The sequence below is a fragment of the Duganella sp. GW821-FHT07F09 genome, from assembly GCF_059418705.1.
This window is the reverse complement of record NZ_JBWKQJ010000004.1, coordinates 225,047-245,816: the sequence shown is the minus strand read 5'-3', so window position 1 is coordinate 245,816 and position 20,770 is coordinate 225,047. Positions and strand designations below refer to the sequence as shown.

8 protein-coding genes are annotated in these 20,770 nt (G+C 64.3%); 6 read left to right on the top strand and 2 right to left on the bottom strand.

Annotated features, from left to right (window positions below; translation table 11 throughout):
* The first annotated feature begins 415 nt into the window (after window positions 1-415).
* The 4 genes from AC07P1_RS12555 to AC07P1_RS12540 all read left to right on the top strand — a co-directional run bounded on the left by AC07P1_RS12555 (window position 416) and on the right by AC07P1_RS12540 (window position 12,954).
* A complete protein-coding gene (locus AC07P1_RS12555) occupies window positions 416-3,193 on the top strand; it encodes a TonB-dependent receptor (RefSeq protein ID WP_494696125.1) in 2,778 nt (925 codons plus the stop codon).
* A 438-nt stretch (window positions 3,194-3,631) separates the two neighbouring features.
* On the top strand, window positions 3,632-6,304 hold the full coding sequence (locus AC07P1_RS12550; protein ID WP_494696461.1) for a TonB-dependent receptor: 2,673 nt from the start codon (window positions 3,632-3,634) through the stop codon (window positions 6,302-6,304).
* A 444-nt stretch (window positions 6,305-6,748) separates the two neighbouring features.
* Window positions 6,749-9,622: a TonB-dependent receptor domain-containing protein gene (locus AC07P1_RS12545; RefSeq protein ID WP_494696124.1), complete on the top strand. Its 2,874-nt coding sequence runs from the start codon at window positions 6,749-6,751 to the stop codon at window positions 9,620-9,622.
* Between the two features lie 491 nt (window positions 9,623-10,113).
* Window positions 10,114-12,954 (top strand): TonB-dependent receptor domain-containing protein, encoded by a 2,841-nt coding sequence (locus tag AC07P1_RS12540; RefSeq protein ID WP_494696123.1) that lies wholly within the window; start codon window positions 10,114-10,116, stop codon window positions 12,952-12,954.
* A gap of 188 nt (window positions 12,955-13,142) precedes the next feature.
* On the opposite strand, the gene AC07P1_RS12535 is transcribed toward AC07P1_RS12540, so the two are convergent.
* Both AC07P1_RS12535 and aroG read right to left on the bottom strand, forming a co-directional pair.
* Complete coding sequence (locus AC07P1_RS12535; RefSeq protein WP_494696122.1) at window positions 13,143-16,061, bottom strand: TonB-dependent receptor domain-containing protein; 2,919 nt, start codon at window positions 16,059-16,061, stop codon at window positions 13,143-13,145.
* Window positions 16,062-16,485: 424 nt separating this feature from the next.
* Window positions 16,486-17,565, bottom strand: a complete 1,080-nt coding sequence (gene aroG / locus AC07P1_RS12530; protein ID WP_494696121.1) for a 3-deoxy-7-phosphoheptulonate synthase AroG — start codon at window positions 17,563-17,565, stop codon at window positions 16,486-16,488.
* On the opposite strand from aroG, the gene AC07P1_RS12525 reads away from it, so the two are divergent.
* Both AC07P1_RS12525 and AC07P1_RS12520 read left to right on the top strand, forming a co-directional pair.
* Window positions 17,564-17,818 carry a hypothetical protein gene (locus AC07P1_RS12525; protein ID WP_494696120.1) on the top strand — a complete coding sequence of 85 codons (255 nt, stop codon included), beginning with the start codon at window positions 17,564-17,566 and terminating at the stop codon, window positions 17,816-17,818. The genes aroG and AC07P1_RS12525 overlap by 2 nt on opposite strands.
* Before the next feature lie 316 nt (window positions 17,819-18,134).
* Complete coding sequence (locus AC07P1_RS12520) at window positions 18,135-20,765, top strand: TonB-dependent receptor (RefSeq protein WP_494696119.1); 2,631 nt, start codon at window positions 18,135-18,137, stop codon at window positions 20,763-20,765.
* Window positions 20,766-20,770: the final 5 nt, after the last annotated feature.

Sequence of the window (20,770 nt, the reverse complement as noted above, 5' to 3'; positions counted from 1 at the left end):
ATTCAATTGGAAATCCGCATTCTGTCGTCTAAAAGTAACACATGACAGGTTTGTTACAGTTTAATTTCCGGCAAAAACCATCCTTCCCGGAATTTTATTAACGTTTTCATTGTTAGCTAAAAACCAAATACTTAGCGTGGGTTAGTCGAACTTAGCTGCGAATTGGCGCATTTTCGATACCGACTATCACTTTGGAGGCGATGCGACGCAGCAGCGGGAAGGGCCGGCGAAACAATTTTGATGCCAATAGGCCACGTTGACACCCCGGCAAGCCCGATGCTCTTATAAATAATAGAGGAAAGAAAATTTCTCGCACGAGAGCGCCGACATGTCGCGATCGGCCGCATGGCCGGCGGCTCATTTCAGGGTAGTCCCAGTTCAGTTGGAGAGTGTCAGCATGATGATGGAAACAGTATTGTCCCGTTCAGTACGCCTTATTTTCTCGGGTGGTATCGCCGCCGCCGGTTTGATGTCCGCGCCGGCCATGGCGCAAACGACCGACGCGCCGATCCAGCGCGTTGAGATCACCGGTTCGAGCATCAAGCGCGCGACCGCCGAGACGGCGTCGCCGGTGCAAGTGATCACCAGCGAGGATTTGCTGAAATCGGGCAAGGGCACCGTGTCCGAATACCTGCAAACGCTGACCGCCGACGGCGCCGGCTCCCTGCCGACCGGCTTCGGCAACGGCTTCGCGGCCGGCTCGACGGCGATCTCGCTGCGCGGCCTGGGCGCCACCTCGACCCTGGTGCTGCTCAACGGCCGCCGCATGGCGCCGTTCGCGCGCGCCGACGACGGCCAGAAAAGCTTCACCGACCTGTCGACCATTCCGATGCAGATCGTCGAACGCATCGAGATCCTCAAGGACGGCGCTTCGTCGACCTACGGCGCCGACGCCATCGCCGGCGTGGTCAACATCATCCTGCGCAAGGACGTCGAAGGCCTGACGATCAAGGGCGACACCGGCTGGTCGCGCTACGACGACGGCAAGCAGAACAAGGCCTCGCTGACCTACGGCAAGGGCAACCTCGACAGCGACAAGTACAACGTCGTCTTCAACGCCGAGTACTTCCAGTCCGACAGCATCAAAAACAGCGACCGCAAGGACCGCGCCTGGATCGGCAAGTCGGACCTGCGTCCGTACGGCTACCCGGTCGGCACCCAGTTCGCGGCCGGCTACATCTCCGGCGTCAACACCGCCAGCGCCAGCCCGACCGGCTCGATCCGCAACCCGGCCAACAACAACTACGTTTCGCTGCCGGGCTGCTCGACCCTGTCGGCCACCAAGGACCAGACCGGCTCCGGCGGCGGTTGCCTGTGGCACCAGGACCAATTCCGCGACATGCAGCCGCAGATCGAATCGACCAACCTGTACACCCGCGGCACCTGGCAGATCAACGACGACACCCAGGCCTACGCCGAAGCCGGCTACTCCAAGCGCAACACCTCGTTCACCTTGACCCCGCCGTCGGTCACGCCGACCGTGGCCTTCCCGCCGAACGCGGCCAACCCGCTGGGCTTCATCAACTACGGCAACATCGCGCTGCTGGGCGCGACCCACCCGCAAAACCCGTACGGCGTGGCCACCCGCCTGCGCTACTCGGCGTTCGACGTCGGCCCGAGCACCCGCCACGCCAACAACGAGTTCACCCGCGCCGTCATCGGCGTCAAGGGCTCGGCCATGGGCTGGGACTACGACACCGGCTACACCCATTCCGAGTCGACCCTGGACCTGGAATACACCAACATGCTCAACATGAGGGTGCTGCGCTCGGCGCTGGGCGACCCGACCTCGCAGTACTTCCCGTACTACATCGGCGACCAGGCCTCCCGCAACCCGGCCTCGCTGTACGCGGCGCTGCGCGTGAACGCCACGTCGAAGTCGACCACCAAGCTCGACATCATCGACTTCAAGGCGTCGCGTGAACTGTTCGCCCTGCCAGGCGGCAACATGGGCCTGGCCATCGGCGGCGAATACCGCAAGGAACAACTGTCGAACCCGTCGCTGTCGGGCTCGGAAGACGGCACCATCAACTCGAGCTACGTGGCCGCCTTCGGCGACACCAAGGTCAAGGCGATCTACGCCGAGATCCTGGCGCCGGTGATCAAGACGGTCGAACTGTCGGCCGCCATGCGTTACGACAAATACGACAACTTCAGCTCGTCGACGCCGAAGGCCGGCATCAAGTGGACCCCGGTCAAGAGCTTCGCGCTGCGCGGCACCTACACCGAAGGCTTCCGCGCACCGGGCGCGGCCGAAGGCAACGCCACCTCGCAATCGACCGGCTCGGCGCCGGTGCGCGATCCGGTCCGTTGCCCGGGCGGCGTGCCGGCCGCCGGCGGCGCCACCGCGACCGACTGCGCCCTGACCGTGGCCGCCGTCAAGGTCGGCGATCCGAACCTCAAGCCGGAAGAGTCCAAAGGCAAGACCCTGGGCCTGGTCTGGGATCCGCTGGACGGCACCAGCCTGTCGCTCGACGGCTGGACCATCAAGCGCAGCAACGAGATCAACTCGCTGCCATACGACCAGGCCGCCGCGCTGCCAACGGCCGTGCGTAACGACAACAACCTGATCGTCAACGGCGCCGCCATCCCGAACACCGGCACCCTGGTGCTGACGCAGGCGCCGTACCGCAACTCGAGCTACACCAAGGTCAGCGGCGTCGACCTGGACGTCAAGCAACGCTTGCGCCTGGGCGCCTACGGCCGCGCGGTCGTCGGCCTGACCTGGACCCACGTGGCCTCGTGGCTGCGCGCCGAGTCGGCCACCAAGACCTACCAATACGCCGGCACCCACGGCAACTGCGACACGTCGAACTGCGCCGGCACCCCGAAGAACAAGATCAACCTGATGGCTTCGTGGGATCTGGGCAACCTGAACGTGACGGGCAACGTCAACTACCGTGAAAAAATGCGCAACACGGCCGACGCCGCCTCGTTGTGCGCCAACACGCTGGTGGGCGGCGCCAACGCGCCAAACGCCAAGTGCGAGATCTCCTCGTTCACCACCCTGGACCTGTCGACCCGCTACGCGGTCAACAAGCAGCTGACCCTGTTCGCGTCGATGAACAACGTGCTCGACAAGGTCGCGCCGCTGGATCCACAGACCTACGGCGGCATGAGCTACAACCCGATGGACGCTTCCGGCGCCATCGGCCGCTACATGAAGGTCGGCGCGAGCTACAAGTTCTTCTAACCGCCTGACGGCCGGTTGAAGTGACCCCGAGGGGCGGCGCTGCGGCGCCGCCCTTTTTTTGTCGCAAAAATGTAACGCCGAGTATCTTTCCTGTCAGAAAATTATGACTTCCGGTCGTGCACCATGCTGTGGCGCCGCAACGACACCGCCCAATACATTCGCTTCTTTTTTGCCAATTCGTCTATGTTTCGCAGCACCGTTTCCCCCTCCGCACCAAATTAGAACGTTTTTTGGCGCCAAATTGGCGCTGGCCCTGCTCGCATGAAATCCGGCGTTTTAACGGGATACGCAAAACTTTCTACGTTGACAGGCGATATCGCGTGGTGATCTGATGGGGAACGGGGAAAACGTCACGTTTTTCCCACTGGCATCTGCCGACAAAAAACACCGGCCACCGCGTGGCCGTCGACATAAAAGAATTGGGAGAACAACAGAATGATGGTTGAAACAACATTGGCACGATCCGTACGCCTCGTCTGCGCCGGCGGCCTGCTGGGCCTGGGACTGATCGCGCCGGTCGGTCAAGCGCTGGCGCAAACCGCCGACCAGCCGATGCAGCGCGTCGAAGTAACGGGCTCCTCGATCAAGCGCCTGGTGTCGGAGACGGCCAACCCGCTGTCCGTGTTCAAGGCCGACGACTTCGTCAAGCAAGGCCTGACCACGGCCCAGGAAGTGTTGGACCGCATCCCGTCGAACAGTTCGAGCTTCGGCGCCGGCAACGTCGTGGGCGGCAACAGCAGCGGCCTGCCGACCGGCGGCGCGGCCAGCGCCGACTTGCGCGGCCTGGGCGGCGATAAAACCCTGGTGCTGCTCAACGGCCGGCGCATCGCCAACCATCCGTACGACGGCGCCAGCGTCGACCTCAACATCATTCCGGTCTCGGCCCTCGAACGCGTCGAAGTGCTGCGCGACGGCGCCTCGGCCATCTACGGCACCGACGCCATCGGCGGCGTGATCAACTTCATCACCAAACGCTCGGTCAACGCCACCACCATCACGGCCGAGGCGGTGCTGCCGCGCGCGCCCGGCGCCGACGAGAAGCGCGTCAACATCTCCAGCGGCTTCGGCGACCTGGAAAAAGACGGCTACAACGTCTTCGGCGTGTTCGACCACCACAAGATCGACATCCTGACGTCGCAGCAGCGCGAGTTCTCCAAGACCGGCGTGATTCCGTCCCGTGGCCTGGACCTGACCTCCGGCACCACCTTCCCCGGCAACTATTTCGACCCGGGTTCCAGCGTCACCGGCAACCCCGGCTTCGCCACCGGCTGCGACGCGCCGCTGTCGGTGCCGCGCGCCAGCAACGGCACCTGCCGCCAGGATTACACGCGCCAGATCGACGACCTGCCCGAGCAGAAGCAAACCGCCTTCTTCGGCAAGGCCACCTTCAAGCTCAACAACGACCACCTGGCCTCGATCGAGTACCTGCACTCGGAAAACGACGTCGTCTCGCACACGGCGCCGCCGCCGCAGACCGGCCTGCTGCTGCCGACCACCAGCAAATACTACCCGGGCAACTCGGGCGGCGTGCCGGCCATGCCGGGCCTGTCCGGGCAGCCGCTGTCGGTCAACTGGCGTCCGACCGAAGCCGGCCAGCGTGAAATCAATTCCAAGGGCGCGGCCGATCGCCTGGTGTTCTCGGTCGAAGGCTTGCTGGCCGGCTGGGACTACAAAACCGGCTTCAACCTGTCGGAAAGCCGTTCGGCCGAATACTTCACCGGCGGCTATGTGCGCGACGAGAGCTTCGCCGCCGGCGTCGCCAACGGCATCCTCAATCCGTTCGGCAAGCAGGACGCCGCCGGCAAGGCCTATCTCGACAGCACCGCGCTGCGCGGCCAGGTCCAAAAAGGCAAGACGCGCAACACCGGCATCGACGCCAAGGCCAGCCGCGAGCTGATGGACCTGCCGGGCGGCAAGCTGGCGGTGGCCATCGGCGGCGAACTGCGCCGCGAAGAGGCCGACTTCACCGTCAACCGCGACATCGCCGGCCAGGCGACCAGCTCGGGCCTGTCCGGCTCGCAGTCGACCTCCGGCGCGCGCACCATCAAGGCCGTGTTCGGCGAAGTCAACCTGCCGCTGATCCAGGACCTGGAAGTGCAGCTGGCCGCCCGTTTCGACGACTACAGCGACGTCGGCAACACCACCAACCCGAAACTGGGCGTGCGCTACCAACCGACCAAGCAAATCGTGCTGCGCGGTTCGGCCTCGACCGGCTTCCGCGCCCCGACCCTGTTCGAGAAAAACGCGCCGCAGTCGAAGAACGACACCAACAACTCGTACAACGACCCGATCCTGTGCCCGGGCGGCGTGCTGGCGAACAACCCGATCGCCAACCCGCTGCGCGACTGCGACCTGCAACAGTTCAAACTGCAGGGCGGCAACCAGAACCTGAGCCCGGAAAAATCGAAAACCTTCGCCTTCGGCGTGGTGATCGAGCCTATCCCGCAAGCGACCTTGTCGGTCGACTACTGGAACATCAAGCTCAAGGACAAGATCAACGCGCTGCCGGAGGAAGCCATCTACGGCGACTACGCCAAGTACCAGGACCGCTTCCTGCGCAATCCGGACGGCTCGCCGTTCGCGATTCTGGACTTGAAGGAAAACCTGGGCAAGGTCAACACCGACGGCCTCGACGTCAGCCTGACGATGCGTTCCGGTTCCACCCCGTACGGCACCTTCACGTTGACGGTCGACGGCACCTACGTCCACAAGTATGAGTACCAGGACGAACGCGGCGGTCCATACACCCAGAACGTCGGCCGCTACGCCGCCAACAATCCGGTGTTCCGCTGGAAGCACAACGCCGCGCTGAACTGGCGCCAGGGCGTGTGGGCCGCGACGTTGGCGCAGTCGTTCAAGTCCGGCTACACCGACCAGAACCTGGACATCGACGACGAGTTCCTCAACAAGGTGCCGTCGTACAGCCTGTGGAACCTGTCCGGCACCTACACCGGCTTCAAGGGCGTGAGCCTGACGGCCGGCATCAAGAACCTGCTCGACAAGGACCCGCCGTTCTCGAACCAGGGCACCTTGTTCCAGAAGGGCTACGATCCGCGCTACACCGACGCGGTCGGCCGTGCGATCTACCTGCGCGGCAGCTACACCTTCTAAGCGTCAGTGCTATGCACGCCCCCCCCGGGGCTGGCGGCGACCCGGACCCGCCGACTGGCGCGTCCGGGTTTTTTCATGTCCGGCCGGGGTTTGTGGCATAAATGTAACGCCATGTAAAAACATTAATCCATATTCATAGCCCTTAATTTTGCACAAACATGTTGCGTGGAAAGGAGCGGGCGCCGGATATTCGCTTCATTTTTAAAAGCAAATCAAACTTTCAACACATTCCAATCGACAATGCACCAAATTAGAGCGCTTTCCTCCCCGGATTGGCGCACGGGACCCGGGGTTGAATTGAAGCACAGTGGTGCTTTTTTACCCGGCTTTGCACATTGACAGTAAATCGCGCCGGGTGATCTGATGCACGGATGAAGAGCGTTTTCTTCGCCGGCGGCTCGCCGATAACAAGTGTTCAGCGTTTTAAAATTGGGAGAGCAACATATGATGGTTGAAACAGTATTGGCACGCTCCGTGCGTCTGATGTGCGCCGGCGGCCTGGTCCTGGGCATGCAGGCCGCCGTGGCCCAAACCCCGGATGCGTCGACCGACACCATGACCCGGGTGGAAATCACCGGCTCGTCGATCAAACGCATCGCCAAGGAAGGTTCGCTGCCGGTACAGACGCTGACCCGCGCCGATATCGACCAGAGCGGCGTCAACAACGTTGCCGACCTGGTCGCCCAACTGCCGTCGATGCAAGGCTTCATCACCTCCTCCGCCTCGGTCAACGGCAACGGCGGCGGCGTGCAGACCGCTTCGGTGCACGCGCTCGGCACCCAATACACGCTGGTGCTGCTCAACGGCCGCCGCATGGCGCCGTACGGCACCGGCAGCGCCGTCAACCTGGCCAGCATCCCGCTGGCCGCCGTCGAGCGCGTCGAGATCCTGACCGACGGCGCCTCGACCCTGTACGGCTCGGACGCCATCGCCGGCGTCATCAACTTCATCCTGAAAAAGAACCAGCGCGACCTGATCATCGACGGCACCTTGACCGCGCCGGAAAAAGCGGGCGGCCACACCACCAATTTCTCGATCTCCAAGGGCTTCGGCGACCTCGACACCGACGGCTACAACATCCAGCTGTCGTACAGCCACGACGAGCAAAAGGCGCTCAACGCCAACCAGCGCAGCTTCGGCAACTCGGGCGTGCAAAAGTTCACCAACAACGGTAAGCAGTACGCGACCTGGCAGACCAGTATCAACTCGACCCCGGCCAACGTCGAAGTGATCACCCCCAACGACGACGTCGTCCTCAACACCGATCTGCTCAACAAGGGCGGCTGCACCCAGGCCAACACCTTCTCGCGCGGCGGCGCCTGCCGCTTCGACTACGCCGCGACCGTGCAGCTGCTGCCGCAGTTGAAGCGCGACAGCGTGTTCGCCAACGGCAGCATGAAGCTGGGCAAGGACACCACCATGTTCAGCGAACTGGTGCTGTCGAAGTTCACCAACACCGCGCGCTACGCGCCGGCCGCGCAGCCGCTGACCGTGTTCAGCACCGACCCGGTGTCGGGCGTCAAGACCGTCAACAACAGCTACCTGGGCGCGTATAACAGCTCGGTCGTGCCGCTGCTGGCCGGCCAGGGCATCAACGCCAACGACGTCACCGACGCGCTGCTGTACTACCGCGGCGCCGACGCCGGCGGCCGCACCGACGAATACCGCACCGACGCCGCCCACTTCGTGGTCGGCGTGGACACCACGCTGGCCGGCTGGGACATGGGCGCGGCCTACACCCACTCGCAGAACAAGCAGATCGACACGGCGGTGGCCGGCTACATGAGCGGCGACAAGTTCGAGGAACTGGTGCGCACCGGCGCCTACAACCCGTTCGTCTCCAACCCGGGCGCCGCCAGCACCCTGGCCCCGGCCGTGCTGCAGCAGGAGCTGGGCGTGGTCAAGTCGAAGATCGACGTGGTCAGCGCGCAAGCCTCGCGTGAAGTGTTCACCCTGCCGGGCGGTTCGGCCTCGCTGGGCGTGGGCGCCGACTTCACCAAGCAAAGCTACAAGGACAATCCATCGCGCATCAACATCGGCCCCGGCCCCGGCAATCCGGGCTGGACCGACGTGACGATCGGCGGCGGCACCGGCTCGCAGCCGCTCGACGCCAGCCGCAACAACTGGGGTAGTTTCGCCGAGTTGCTGATGCCGGTCATGAAGGGCCTGGAAGTGACCACCGCCGTGCGCTACGACAGCTATGACGCGGTCGACAAGAAAAACATCAGCTACGATTCGAGCGGCAACCCGTCGCCGTCGGGCAAGGTCGGCGAGGACGTCGCCAAGGCCACCTACAAGCTGGCCGCGCGCTACACGCCGACCCAGTCGCTGCTGCTGCGCGGCTCCTACGGCACCGGCTTCAAGGCGCCGACGATGAACAACATCGCCGACCCGCTCAAGAACGCCGGCTCGTCGAACGCCTTCGCCTGCCCGGTCAAGGCGCCGGACCCGCGCGCGGTCTACTGCCGTCCGGGCTCGTCGGAATACGGCCTGCTCGACCGCGGCAACCCGGCCACCGGCGCCGGCTCGCTGCAGGCGGAAACGTCCAAGCAGGCCACGCTCGGCTTCCGCCTGGAGCCGACCACCGCCATCTCGTTCGGCCTGGACATGTGGGACGTCAAGCTGAAGAACCAGATCCGCACCTTCTCGCAGGACCAGCTGTTCACCAACCCGGTGCTGGCCAACCAATGGATCGCGGTCTACGCCGACCCTATCCAGAAGAGCAACGTGCTGGTGGCCGTGCGCTCGCCGCTGAACCTGGCGTCGTCGCACTTCCGTGGCATCGACTGGGACAGCACCCTGCGCGGCAACACCCCGATCGGCCGCGCCAGCGTCAACTGGACCGGTACCTACATGCTCAAGGCCGAGCAGGACGTGCCGGGCGTCGGCCTCGAGAAATCGATCGGCCGCTTCAACTCCTACGACGACGTGGTGTTCCGCGTGGTGTCGAAGCTGGTGTTCGCGCTCAAGACTTCGGACAAGCTGAGCAACTCGATCACCGTCAACTACCGTTCCGGCTACCATGACAAGCCGATCAGCGAGGACGACGCCGCCGTGCGCGTGGTCAACGCCGACGGCAGCATCGGCGGCGTGGCGGCGATGGAGCGCGACGTGCGTTCGTACACCACGGCCGACTACCAGATCAAGCTCGACTATGTGAAGAACCTGACGATCACCGCCGGCATCCGCAACCTGCTCGACGAGAACCCACCGTTCTCGGTGCGCAACTCGGGCGGCGGCAACCAGGTGGGCTACGACGGCCGCTACGCCGATCCGCTGGGCCGCACCTTCTACCTGACCGGCACCTACCGGTTCTAAACCAGGGTTCCCTGCCCTGTTCCAAGCCCGGCCGCCGCCACGCGCGGCGCGCCCCACGGCCCGGTCAATACGTCGACCGGGCCGTTTTCATTGGGTGTCGGCAACGCGCTGCGGCGGATGTGGCAAAAATGTAACGCGACCGCCCGTATCAAGGCAAATTTACCATGACGAACTCCGCACAAGGTCCCGCACGCCCCGCGGGCGTGGGGTCCGGATATTCACTTCTTTTTTGATAGCAAACCAATTTTCACGACACGCGCGGCCGCGCCCCACCAAATTAGAGCGTTTTGACGCGCCGCTTTGGCGCGCGCGCGGCCGCCGGCGCATCGCGCCGATACGTCAAACGGTGCCCAGCCGCCGCATTGACACCAAAACGCGCCGGGTGCTTTGATAGCACTATGGAAAGAACGTTAAAGGCCTTTCCGGGGCGGACAGACCGCCGACACAACATCTCACACCCGTGTTTGCCGTTTTAAATTGGGAGTCACACAATGATGGTTGAAACAGTTCTGTCACGTTCGGTACGTCTGATTTGCGCCGGAGGCCTGGCGCTGGGCATGCAGGCGGCCGTGGCGCAAACCGAAGACGCGCCGGTCCAGCGCGTCGAGATCACCGGCTCGAGCATCAAACGCATCACCGCCGAGGGCGCGCTGCCGGTGCAGACGCTGTCGAAGGCGCAGATCGAACAAAGCGGCGCGGCCAGCGTCGCCGACCTGATCGCCACCCTGCCGTCGATGCAAGGATTCACCACCTCGTCGATGTCGGTCAACGGCGGCGGCGGCGGCCTGCAATCGGCGTCGATCCACTCGATCGGCGAAGGCTACACCCTGGTGCTGCTCAACGGGCGCCGCCTGGCGCCGGCCACCTCCGGCTCCACCGTCAACCTGGCCAGCATCCCGCTGGCGGCGGTCGAGCGCGTCGAGATCCTGACCGACGGCGCCAACACGCTGTACGGCTCGGACGCGATCGCCGGCGTGGTCAACTTCATCCTCAAGAAAAACCAGACCGACGCCATCATCGAGGGTTCCTACAGCCAGCCGCGCAGCCGCGGCGGACGCACCCAGACCGCGTCGATCTCCAAGGGCTGGGGCGACATCGAAAAGGACGGCTTCAACGTGCTGGTGTCGGCTTCGCACGACGAGACCAAGGCCTCGTGGGCGCGCGACCGCGACTTCTCCAAGAGCGGCGTGATCCCGTTCTCGTCGAACGGCAAGAACTACAGCCTCTACCAGTTGAGCTCGAACTCGATGCCCGGCACCGCCACCGTCCAGTACACCAACCCGGACCAATCGGCCGGCAGCGTGCTGTTCAGCCCCAACCTGCTGGCCACCGGCGCCTGCAACGGCAGCAATGTGTTCCGCATCAGCCCGACCCGCTGCCAGTTCGACTACGCCGCCACCGTACAAAACACCCCGGCCATCAAGCGCGACAGCGTGTTCGCCTCGCTCAACTACAAGATCAACGACAGCGCCAACTTCTTCGCCGAGGCGCTCGGTTCGTCGTTCACCAACACCGCCCAGTACGCGCCGCCGGCCCAGCCGTTGGGCGTGCCGCTCGACAGCGCGCTGTACGCGCGCTCGATCGCGCCGTACCTGGCGCGCGTCGGCGTGCCGGCCGGCGCCACCGTCGACAGCGCGACGATGAGTCTGCGCCTGGTCGACGCCGGCGGCCGCGCCGACAACTACAAAACCGTCGCCAAGCACCTCGCCTTCGGCGTCGAAGGCGCCGTCAAGGGCTTCGATTACCGCGCCGCGTTCACGCACTCGGAAAACAAGCAGACCGACACCGCCGCCGGCGGCTACATGAGCCTGAACGCCTTCGACGCCCTCGTCACATCCGGCCAGTTCGATCCGTTCGCGCCGCCGGGCACCTCGCAAGGCATCCTGGCGCCGGCCGTGCTGGGCATCGAGTTAGGCGCGACCAAGTCGACGCTCGACCAGGTGCAGGCCAGCGTGACGACCGAACTGTTCAAGATGCCGGCCGGCGCGGCCCAACTGGCCGTCGGCGCCGACTTCACCCGCCAGAAATATTCGGAGGCGCCGAGCCCGTACAACCAGGGCCCGAACAAGCAGCAGCCCGACTTCGACGACGCGATCGTCGGCGGCACCTCCGGCGCGCTGCCGGTCGACGCCAGCCGCAAGAACTGGGGCGCGTATGGCGAGTTGCTGCTGCCGGTGCTCAAAAACATGGACCTGACCGCGTCGACCCGCTACGACGATTTCGGCGCCGTCACCAACGACAAGAACTTCGACACCGACGGCAACCTGCTCGGCTCGGGCAAGCAGGGCAAGACCGCCAGCAAGGCGACCTACAAACTGGCGCTGCGCTGGAATCCGGTCGACATGCTGCTGGTGCGCGCCTCCTACGGCACCGGCTTCAAGGCGCCGGTGCTGACCGACATCGTCAAGCCGCTGGTCAACGGCGGCTCGTCGCAGTTCCATAACTGCCCGATCACCTCGCCGACCGATCCGCGCTTCCGCCTGTGCCACGGCCCGGCCGAATACGGCCTGCTCAGCGGCGGCAACGCCGCCACCGGCGAAGGCGCGCTGCTGCCGGAGGAATCGAAGCAAGCGACGCTCGGCTTCCGCCTCGAGCCGATCCCCAGCCTGTCGCTCGGCTTCGACTTCTGGGACGTCAAGCTGACCAACCAGATCGCCACGCTGTCGGAAAACCTGGTGTTCGAGAATCCGACCGTGTACGACAGCCTGCTGCGCAGCTACTTCGACCCGATCCAGAAGCAGGACGTGCTGGTGGCGGCGCTCACGCCGTTCAACCTGTCGACCGCGCACTACCAGGGCATCGACTGGGACCACACCTACCGCACCAGCACCGCGCTGGGCAAGGTGGCGCTGCAGTGGACCGGCACCTTCATGACAAAGGCCGAGCAGGACAATCCCGGCACCGGCGTGGAGAAGAACATCGGCCGCTTCAACTCGTATGCCGACGTCACGTTCCGCGTGATCTCGAAGCTGACCGCGTCGCTGCGCACCAATATGTTCATCCACTCGCTGACGGCCAACTACCATTCGGGCTACACCGACCAGGAATACAACGAGGACAACTCGGTGGTGCGTGAAATCCTGGCCGACGGCTCGCTCGGCGGCTACGTGCCGCTGACGCGCCGCGTCAGTTCGTACACCACGTTCGACTGGCAGACCAAGGCGCAGCTGACCAAGCAGTTCTCGCTGACGGCCGGCATCAAGAACCTGGCCGACATCGACCCGCCGTTCACCATGCGCAACGCCGGCGGCGGCAACCAGTCCGGCTACGACGGGCGCTACACCGACCCGCTGGGCCGCACCTTCTACCTGACGGGCAACTACAAGTTCTAACCCCACGGTGGAATGACCAAAAGGACTCTTCGGAGTCCTTTTTTTGCGTCGCTGGCGGAGCGTGGCGGATTACGGCGTGCCGCCTAATCCGCCCTACGTGTCTCCGTGGGCCATTTACGCCCGCGTCACGAGGAGGCACGTAGGGCGGATTAGCGCAGCGTAATCCGCCACGCTCCCCCAACACCGCGTCAGAACCGGTAATTGCCGGTGATGTAGAACGAGCGCCCGCGCGGATCGCTGTAGCGCGCGTCATAGCCAAGCTGGTTGCCGCCCCCGGCGTTCTGCAACGTCAACGGCGGATCGCGGTCGAACAAATTCTTGATCCCTGCCGTCAAGCTGAACGCGCCAAAATCATATTTCCCTTGCCAATCGAACGTCGTGTACGACGCCGTGCGCAAGCCCTCGAACGCCACCGAATCGCCGATGCTCCCATCCGGATTGACGGCGAAGATCGCCGTGTCGATCGGATACGGCTGGTCGTGGTAGCCCGAGCGGTAATGCGCCGTCAAGGTGTTGGTCAGCTTGCCCGTGACCAGACTCAGATTCAAATGACTCTGCAGGCGGAACACCACCGCGTTGTCCGGCCCGAAGCGGCCCAGGTCCGACTGCACCTCGCCGCCGGCCGTGGTGGTGTAGTTCTGCTTGAGCATATACGTGCCGGTCCAGCCCGCCCGCAGGTCGCCGATGCGCGAGCGCAGGCGGTAGGTGAAGTCCCAGTCGATGCCCCGGTAGTTGGCCACGCCGCCATTGATCGGCGCCAGGATGTAGCCGATGGTGGTGTAGCCGGCCGGGTCCGGATACGGATTGACGAACAGCCGCTGGTACGCCTGCGGATTGGCGAACCCCACCTGCTCCGGCACGCCCGCCGACAACACCTGGTTGCGGATCTGCACGTTCCACAAATCCATCCCCAGCGACAGGCCGGCCAGCGGCTCGACCCGCCCGCCGACGGTCCATTGCTTGGACTTCTCCGGCTGCAATCCGTCGGCGCCGCTGGCGCCGTTGGGGCCGGTCAACAGGTCGTACTGCGCCGAGCCCACCTGGCAGCCGCGCGACCCGGGGAACGGGCAGGAATAGCTGCCGGCCGTGCTGCCGAAGAAGGTCGGCGAGCCGGCGATGTCGTTGATGTTGGGCGCCTTGAAGCCGGTGCCGTAGGAGGCGCGCAGCAGCACCGTGTCGACCGGCGTCCAGCGCGCGCTGACCTTGTAGGTGGCCTTGCTGAAGTCGTTGCCGACGTCGCCGCCGGGCAGGCGCTGGCGCAGGCCGCTGGCGTCGGCCAGCCGCTCGAAGATGTAGCCGCTGTGGGTTTTGTCGTAGCTGTCGTAACGGGCGGCCACGGTCGCCTCCAGCGTCTTGGTGGCCGGCAGCAGCATCTCGGTGAACACGCCCCAGTTGTCGCGCTTGGCGTCGAACGGCACCTGGCCGTAGCTGCCGCCGACCGGGTAGTTGGCCGACGCCGGCTGCGTCGAATAGCCGGAGCCGGACAGGATGGTCGGATGGTAATCGGTCTGGTAGCGCGTCTTCGAAAAGTCGCCGCCCAGCGAGACGATGGACATGCCGCCCGGCAGGCTGAACATGTCGTGCTGGGCCGCGCCGTGCAAGGTGTCGAGCTTGGAGTCGGTCTTCGAGAACACGGTGCCGTTGACCAGCGCGCCGCGCAGCTGTTCGGCGCCGATACCGGTCACCGGATCGTAGGCGCCGGAGGCGACCAGCGCGGCCAGCTTGTCGTAGTCGGAATAGCCGCCGGCGGCCACATCCTTGAGCTTGGTCTTCGACAGGATTAGGCTGGCGTTCCAGGTCCAGCCGAAGTGGTTGCCGTCGATGCCGGCGGCGAAGTGGCGGGCGTCGGTCTGGTACTTGTCGGCGCGCCCGCCGATCAGCACCGAGCGGTAGCCCAGGGTCGCCTCGCCGCTGGGGTTTTCCAGGTTGTTGGCGTCCAGGTAGGGCTGCACATAGCGGGAATACAACTGCGGGAAGCGGTCGGTGGTGTTGACGCCCATCGGCTGCGCCGACGGCGCGTATTGCGCGATCATCGCATAGCTCGACAGCACCAGCTCGCCCCACACCGTGGTCGAATCGTTGAGCTTCAAGGTGCCTTTGAGCAGGCCGCTGTCGCGGTGCGAGCCGGGAATGTTCTCCACCGTCGCGCCGTAGTTGAAGCGGCATTGCGTGCCCTGCGGCCCGGCCAGCGCACTGCCGCAATTGCCGTTGGCGGCCAGGTAGGGATTGATCGCCACGCCGCTGGTCTCGACCGTGTCGGCCGAGCCGCGCGGGCGCACGTTGAAGGTGATGTTGGCCGGCTCGGTGTTGCCGGTGCGCTGGTCGAAGTAATACTGGCGCCCGCCGCTGCCGAAGCGGAAGAAGGCGCCGCGCGCCGAGAAGTCGCGCTGCAGCGCCGTCAGCCGTTCTTGTTCCTCGTGGCTGTACGAGGCCAGGATGTTCCAGCGGTCCTTCTCCAGGTCGCCCCAGCCCTTGGTGATGCCGGCGCTCGACCACGAGCCGCCGGATTTTTTCGGCTGGCCGTAGGTGGCGGTCATCTCGCCCTTGGTCAGGTCTTTTTTCAGGATGAAGTTGACCACGCCGGCGATGGCGTCCGAGCCGTACAGCGCCGAGGCGCCGTCGGCCAGGATCTCGACCCGTTCGACCGCCTCGAGCGGGATGCTCTCGATGTTGACCGCGTAGCCGCCGCCCTGGCTCGAGCCGAGCGCGCTCGGCGCCATGCGTTGGCCGTCCAGCAGCACCAGCGTGTACTTCGACGGCAGCGAGTGCAGCGCGGCGGTGGTGACGCCGGCGCCGCCGCCGTTGACCGAGCTCGACGCCGGCACGAAGCCCTGCATCGACGGCTGCATCTGGATCAGTTCGGTTGCCGAGGTGGCGCCGCTTTGCTTGATGTCGGCCGCGCTGAGCACCTGCACCGGCAACGCCCCCTCCCTGGCGATGCGCTTGATCGACGAGCCGGTGATCTCCACGCGCGGCATGACCGGGTCGCCGGCCGCCGCCTCCTGCGCGAGGACCGGCGCCGGCAGGGCCAGCAGGCCGAGCGCGCAACACGCGCCCCCTGTAAACATCAAGCGCAACGAACGGCACAACACTGTTTCCTGCATCATGGCCCACCTCCGCAATAGTTTTGGAAAACACCGGTCCAGGCAATGCCGCGAACTGAAGCGCTCGTCTAAATCACGTAGGGCGGATTAGCGCAGCGTAATCGGCCATGCATGCGTCAACGACGGCTCGTAGATGGCCGATTACAGCGTTCCGCTAATCCTCCCCGCGATTGGCGTGTCTGTCCAACGCCCGCAGCCAAGGTGGCAACGGATCGCGATCATCATTGGTACCGATTGGTTTAGTTAAGGAAGGTGTCCATCGACACCTAGCGTGGTTAGTATAAAAACATGCCACGGAATTAAGTGTCAACCGATCTTGGGCTCGATTCGGGGTTCTTACAACAGCATTGATAGTGAGATGCAAAAACAAACGGCCCCATATGGCGACTGGGGCCGTTTGTGTTGCCGAGGCGTAGCTTCTACAGTTTTACTTCGAAGCAGCTTCCGCTGCCTGAGTGGCAAGACGGCGCTGGCGCACGGCGGCGGCCAGGCCCTGCAACACCTGCACGCTGCTGTCCCAATCGATGCAGCCGTCGGTCACCGACTGGCCGTAGGTCAGTTCTTTCCCCGGCACCAGATCCTGGCGGCCCGCAACGAGGTGCGACTCGACCATCACGCCGACGATGCGGCTGTCGCCGCCGGCGACTTGTTGGGCGATGTCGGCGCACACCGGCACCTGGTTCTCCGGCTTCTTCGAGCTGTTGGCGTGCGAGGCGTCGATCATCAGGCGCGCGGCCAGGCCCTGCGCGGCGATCGCCTTGCAGGCCTCCTCCACGCTGGCGGCGTCGTAGTTGGGCGCCTTGCCGCCGCGCAGGATGATGTGGCAATCCTCGTTGCCGGACGTCGAGACGATGGCCGAGTGGCCGCCCTTGGTGACCGACAGGAAATGGTGCGGTTGCGAGGCGGCCTTGATCGCCTCGACGGCGATCTTGACGTTGCCGTCGGTGCCGTTCTTGAAGCCGACCGGACAGGACAGGCCGGACGCCAGCTCGCGGTGCACCTGCGACTCGGTGGTGCGGGCGCCGATCGCGCCCCAGCTGATCAGGTCGGCGATGTATTGCGGACTGATGACGTCGAGGTATTCGGTGCCGGCCGGCAGGCCCAGCTCGTTGATGTCGCGCAACAGTTCGCGCGCCATGCGCAGGCCGTCGTTGATGCGGAAGCTGCTGTCCATGTACGGATCGTTGATCATGCCCTTCCAGCCGACGGTGGTGCGCGGCTTCTCGAAGTACACGCGCATGACGATCTCCAGGTCGCCGGCCAGTTCGCGGCGCAGCTGGATCAGGCGCTTGGCGTATTCCATGGCCGCCTTCGGATCGTGGATCGAGCACGGTCCGATGACCACCATCAGGCGGTCGTCCTGGCCGTGCAGGATGCGGTGCAGCGCGATGCGGGCGTTGGCGGCGGTGTGCTCGGCCGCCTCGCTGCAGGCGAATTCGCGGATCAGGTGGGAAGGTGGAACCAATTCCTTCATCTCGCGGATGCGCAGATCGTCGGTACGGGGCATGCTGTTCTCCAAATATTCAAAATGTCGGGGTAAAAAAAAACCGCCTCATCAGGCGGTTTTTTCAGGATTTGCGGGAACTCGTTTTTACTTCTACGTGCACCGGCCGCTACTCCACCGCCTTGGGGTTGGAATCGCTAAAGTAAAAGTAGCCGGTAAAGAAGAAGTGGGTCATGAACGTGTTCGACAGGTATTGGGTAAATATCGTGGAATGACTATAACGCCAACGCGCAAGGCTTGGCAAGCTATTTCTTGACTAGCCTCAACGTCACCCCTACAAAGATTTACACCTTGCGGCTTGTCTTTACATCTTATCGGTTATGACCAATTGTAATCGCCGCGCCGCGCGCGCCAGTGCCGGCCTTGGTCCTTTGCGCACAAATCCCTCTTTACAGATGTGAGCGTTTGCCACTGTTGGTTATCAGCACTGTTATCGGATGGTCATTGTCCGCTTGCCACGCCCAATGTTTTGATGGCTCGCCCCGCCCGTGCCAAGAGCCCGGACAGGGCCGCAGATGAAAACCCACCCATCCCAATAGCAGGAGTAAATAATAATGATCATTGAAAGAGCGATGTCCCGAACGCTGCGCCTGATGTTCGCCGGCGGCCTTGCGGTGTCCACGCAAGCCCACGCGCAAATCCAATCCGACGGCGACGACGCCGGCATCCAGCGCGTCGAAGTGACCGGTTCCAGCATCAAGCGCCTGGCCTCGGAAACGGCGCTGCCGATCACCACCATCAAGGCCAGCGACTTCGTCAAGCAGGGCCTGACGACGGCGGCCGAAGTGCTGAACACCATTTCGATGAACCAGAGCTCGACCGGCAGCAGCCAGTCGGTCGGCTCCGGCACCGGCGGCGTCGCCAGCGCCGACCTGCGCGGCCTGGGCGCCAACAAGACCCTGGTACTGCTGAACGGGCGCCGCATCGCCAGCCACCCGTTCAACGGCTCCAGCGTCGACCTCAACATCATTCCGCTGTCGGCGCTGGAACGGGTCGAAGTGTTGCGCGACGGCGCCTCGGCCATCTACGGCACCGACGCCATCGGCGGCGTGATCAACTTCATCACCAAGCGCGAAGTGCAAGGCCTGACCGTCAGCGTCGAGCGCTTCCAGCCGCAGGCCGGCGGCGCCGGCGGCGAATCGCGCCTGAACCTGTCGGGCGGCTTCGGCGACCTCAACAAGGACGGCTACAACTTCTTCGGCGTGGTCGACCTCCACAAGCAGACCGCATTGGCCGCCGCCGACCGCGACTTCGCCAGCACCAGCGTGCGTCCCGACCGCGGCGTCAACAACAGCAGCGGCACCTCGCAGCCCGGCAACTTCTTCTCCGACAACAGCATCACCGGCAATCCGTACTACGCCGGCGGCTGCGTCGGCAAAGGCTTAATTGCCAACGCCGCCAACGGCACCTGCCGCACCGACACCACCCAATACATCCAGGCGATTCCGAAGACGCAGCAGGAATCCTTCCTCGGCAAGGCCACCTTCAAGCTGGGCGGCGACAACCTCGCCACGGTGGAATACCTGCACAGCCGCAGCACCAACACCAGCGCCATCGCGCCATCGCCGCTGACGGGCCTGACCTTGACCTCGGCCAGCCCCTACTACCCGGGCGGCAGCGCCGGCGTGCCGGCCGTCGCCGGCCTGACCGGCGAGGACCTCAGCGTCAACTGGCGCACCGTCGCGGCCGGCAACCGCATGGGCTACGACACCAGCATCTCCGACCGCCTGGTGCTCGGCTCGGAAGGCCTGGTGGCCGGCTGGGACTACAACGTCGGCCTGACCTGGGCCGTCAGCAAGGCCAGCAGCGCCTTCATCGGCGGCTACACCAACGACTCGCTGATGCAGGCGGGCGTGCTCAGCGGCGTGCTGAATCCGTTCGGCGAGCAATCGGCCGAGGGCCAGGCTTACATCGACGCGGCGCAGTTGCGCGGCGAATACCTGTCGGCCAAGATGACCAGCGCCGGCGTCGACGCCAAGGTCAGCCGGGAAATCTTCCGCCTGCCGGCGGGCGCGGTCGGTTTCGCCATCGGCACCGAGTTCCGCCACGACAAGGCCACCTACGATGTCAACACCGAGCTGGCCTCGCAGGCGTCGAGCTCGGGCTACGCCGATGCCCAGGACCAGGCCGGCCAGCGCAACATCGCCGCGCTGTACTCGGAGCTGAGCGTACCGCTGGCCAAGGACGTCGAGCTGTCGATGGCCGCGCGCTACGACCACTACAACGACGTCGGCGGCAGCTTCAATCCGAAGATCGGCCTGCGCTGGCAGCCGGTCAAGCAACTGATGCTGCGCACCTCGTACAACACCGGCTTCCGCGCGCCTACCCTGTACGACCTGCACGGCCCGGCCACGTCGACCTTCACCAGCAATTCGTATGACGATCCGGTGCTGTGCCCGGGCGGCACGGCTGTGTCGGGCGCCAATCCGAATCTGGCGTGCAACCAGCAGCAGTACATCCGCAGCGGCGGCAACATCGACCTGAAGCCGGAAAAGTCGAAGACCTTCAGCATCGGCGCGGTGTTCGAACCGACCAACGCCGTCAGCATGTCGCTCGACTATTTCAATATCAAGATCAAGGACAAGATCGGCACGGTGTCGGAAACCACCATCTTCGACAACTACGACAAGTACGCCAGCTACTTCGTGTACTCGGCCGACGGCAAGACCTTGCAGTATGTGAACGCGGTGCTGGACAACCTGGGCGAGGTGCACACCTCGGGCATCGACGCCAGCCTGCGCTGGAAACTGCCGCGCACGGCGGCCGGCGATTTCAGCTTCGTGATCGACGGCACCTGGGTGCACAGCTACGAATATCAGAACGAGCCGGGCGGCGCGTATGTTGAAAACGTCGGCGTGTATGCGGAGAATTCACCGGTGTTCCGCTGGAAGCACAATGCGGCGATCAACTGGAAGAAGGGTCCGTGGAGCGCGAGCTTCGCCAACAAGTATATGAGCGGCTATGTCGATCAGAACGATGTGGCGGAGGCTTATTATCACAAGGTGCGCGCGTATTCGACGTATTCGCTGTCGGCCAGTTATGCGGGCATCAGGAATACGGATTTGACGGTGGGGATCAAGAATCTGTTCGATACCAATCCGCCTTATACCAACCAGGGGACGACGTTCCAGAGTGGTTACGATCCGCGTTACACCGATCCGTTGGGGCGGACGTTTTATGTGAAGGCCACGTATAAATTCTAAGTACG

Coding starts and splice junctions, on each gene's coding strand:
- AC07P1_RS12525 (WP_494696120.1), top strand. CDS start 17,564: ATGCTGTTCTCCAAATATTCAAAATGTCGGGGTAAAAAAAAACCGCCT.
- AC07P1_RS12545 (WP_494696124.1), top strand. CDS start 6,749: ATGATGGTTGAAACAGTATTGGCACGCTCCGTGCGTCTGATGTGCGCC.
- AC07P1_RS12540 (WP_494696123.1), top strand. CDS start 10,114: ATGATGGTTGAAACAGTTCTGTCACGTTCGGTACGTCTGATTTGCGCC.
- AC07P1_RS12520 (WP_494696119.1), top strand. CDS start 18,135: ATGTCCCGAACGCTGCGCCTGATGTTCGCCGGCGGCCTTGCGGTGTCC.
- aroG (WP_494696121.1), bottom strand. CDS start 17,565: ATGCCCCGTACCGACGATCTGCGCATCCGCGAGATGAAGGAATTGGTT.
- AC07P1_RS12550 (WP_494696461.1), top strand. CDS start 3,632: ATGGTTGAAACAACATTGGCACGATCCGTACGCCTCGTCTGCGCCGGC.
- AC07P1_RS12535 (WP_494696122.1), bottom strand. CDS start 16,061: ATGATGCAGGAAACAGTGTTGTGCCGTTCGTTGCGCTTGATGTTTACA.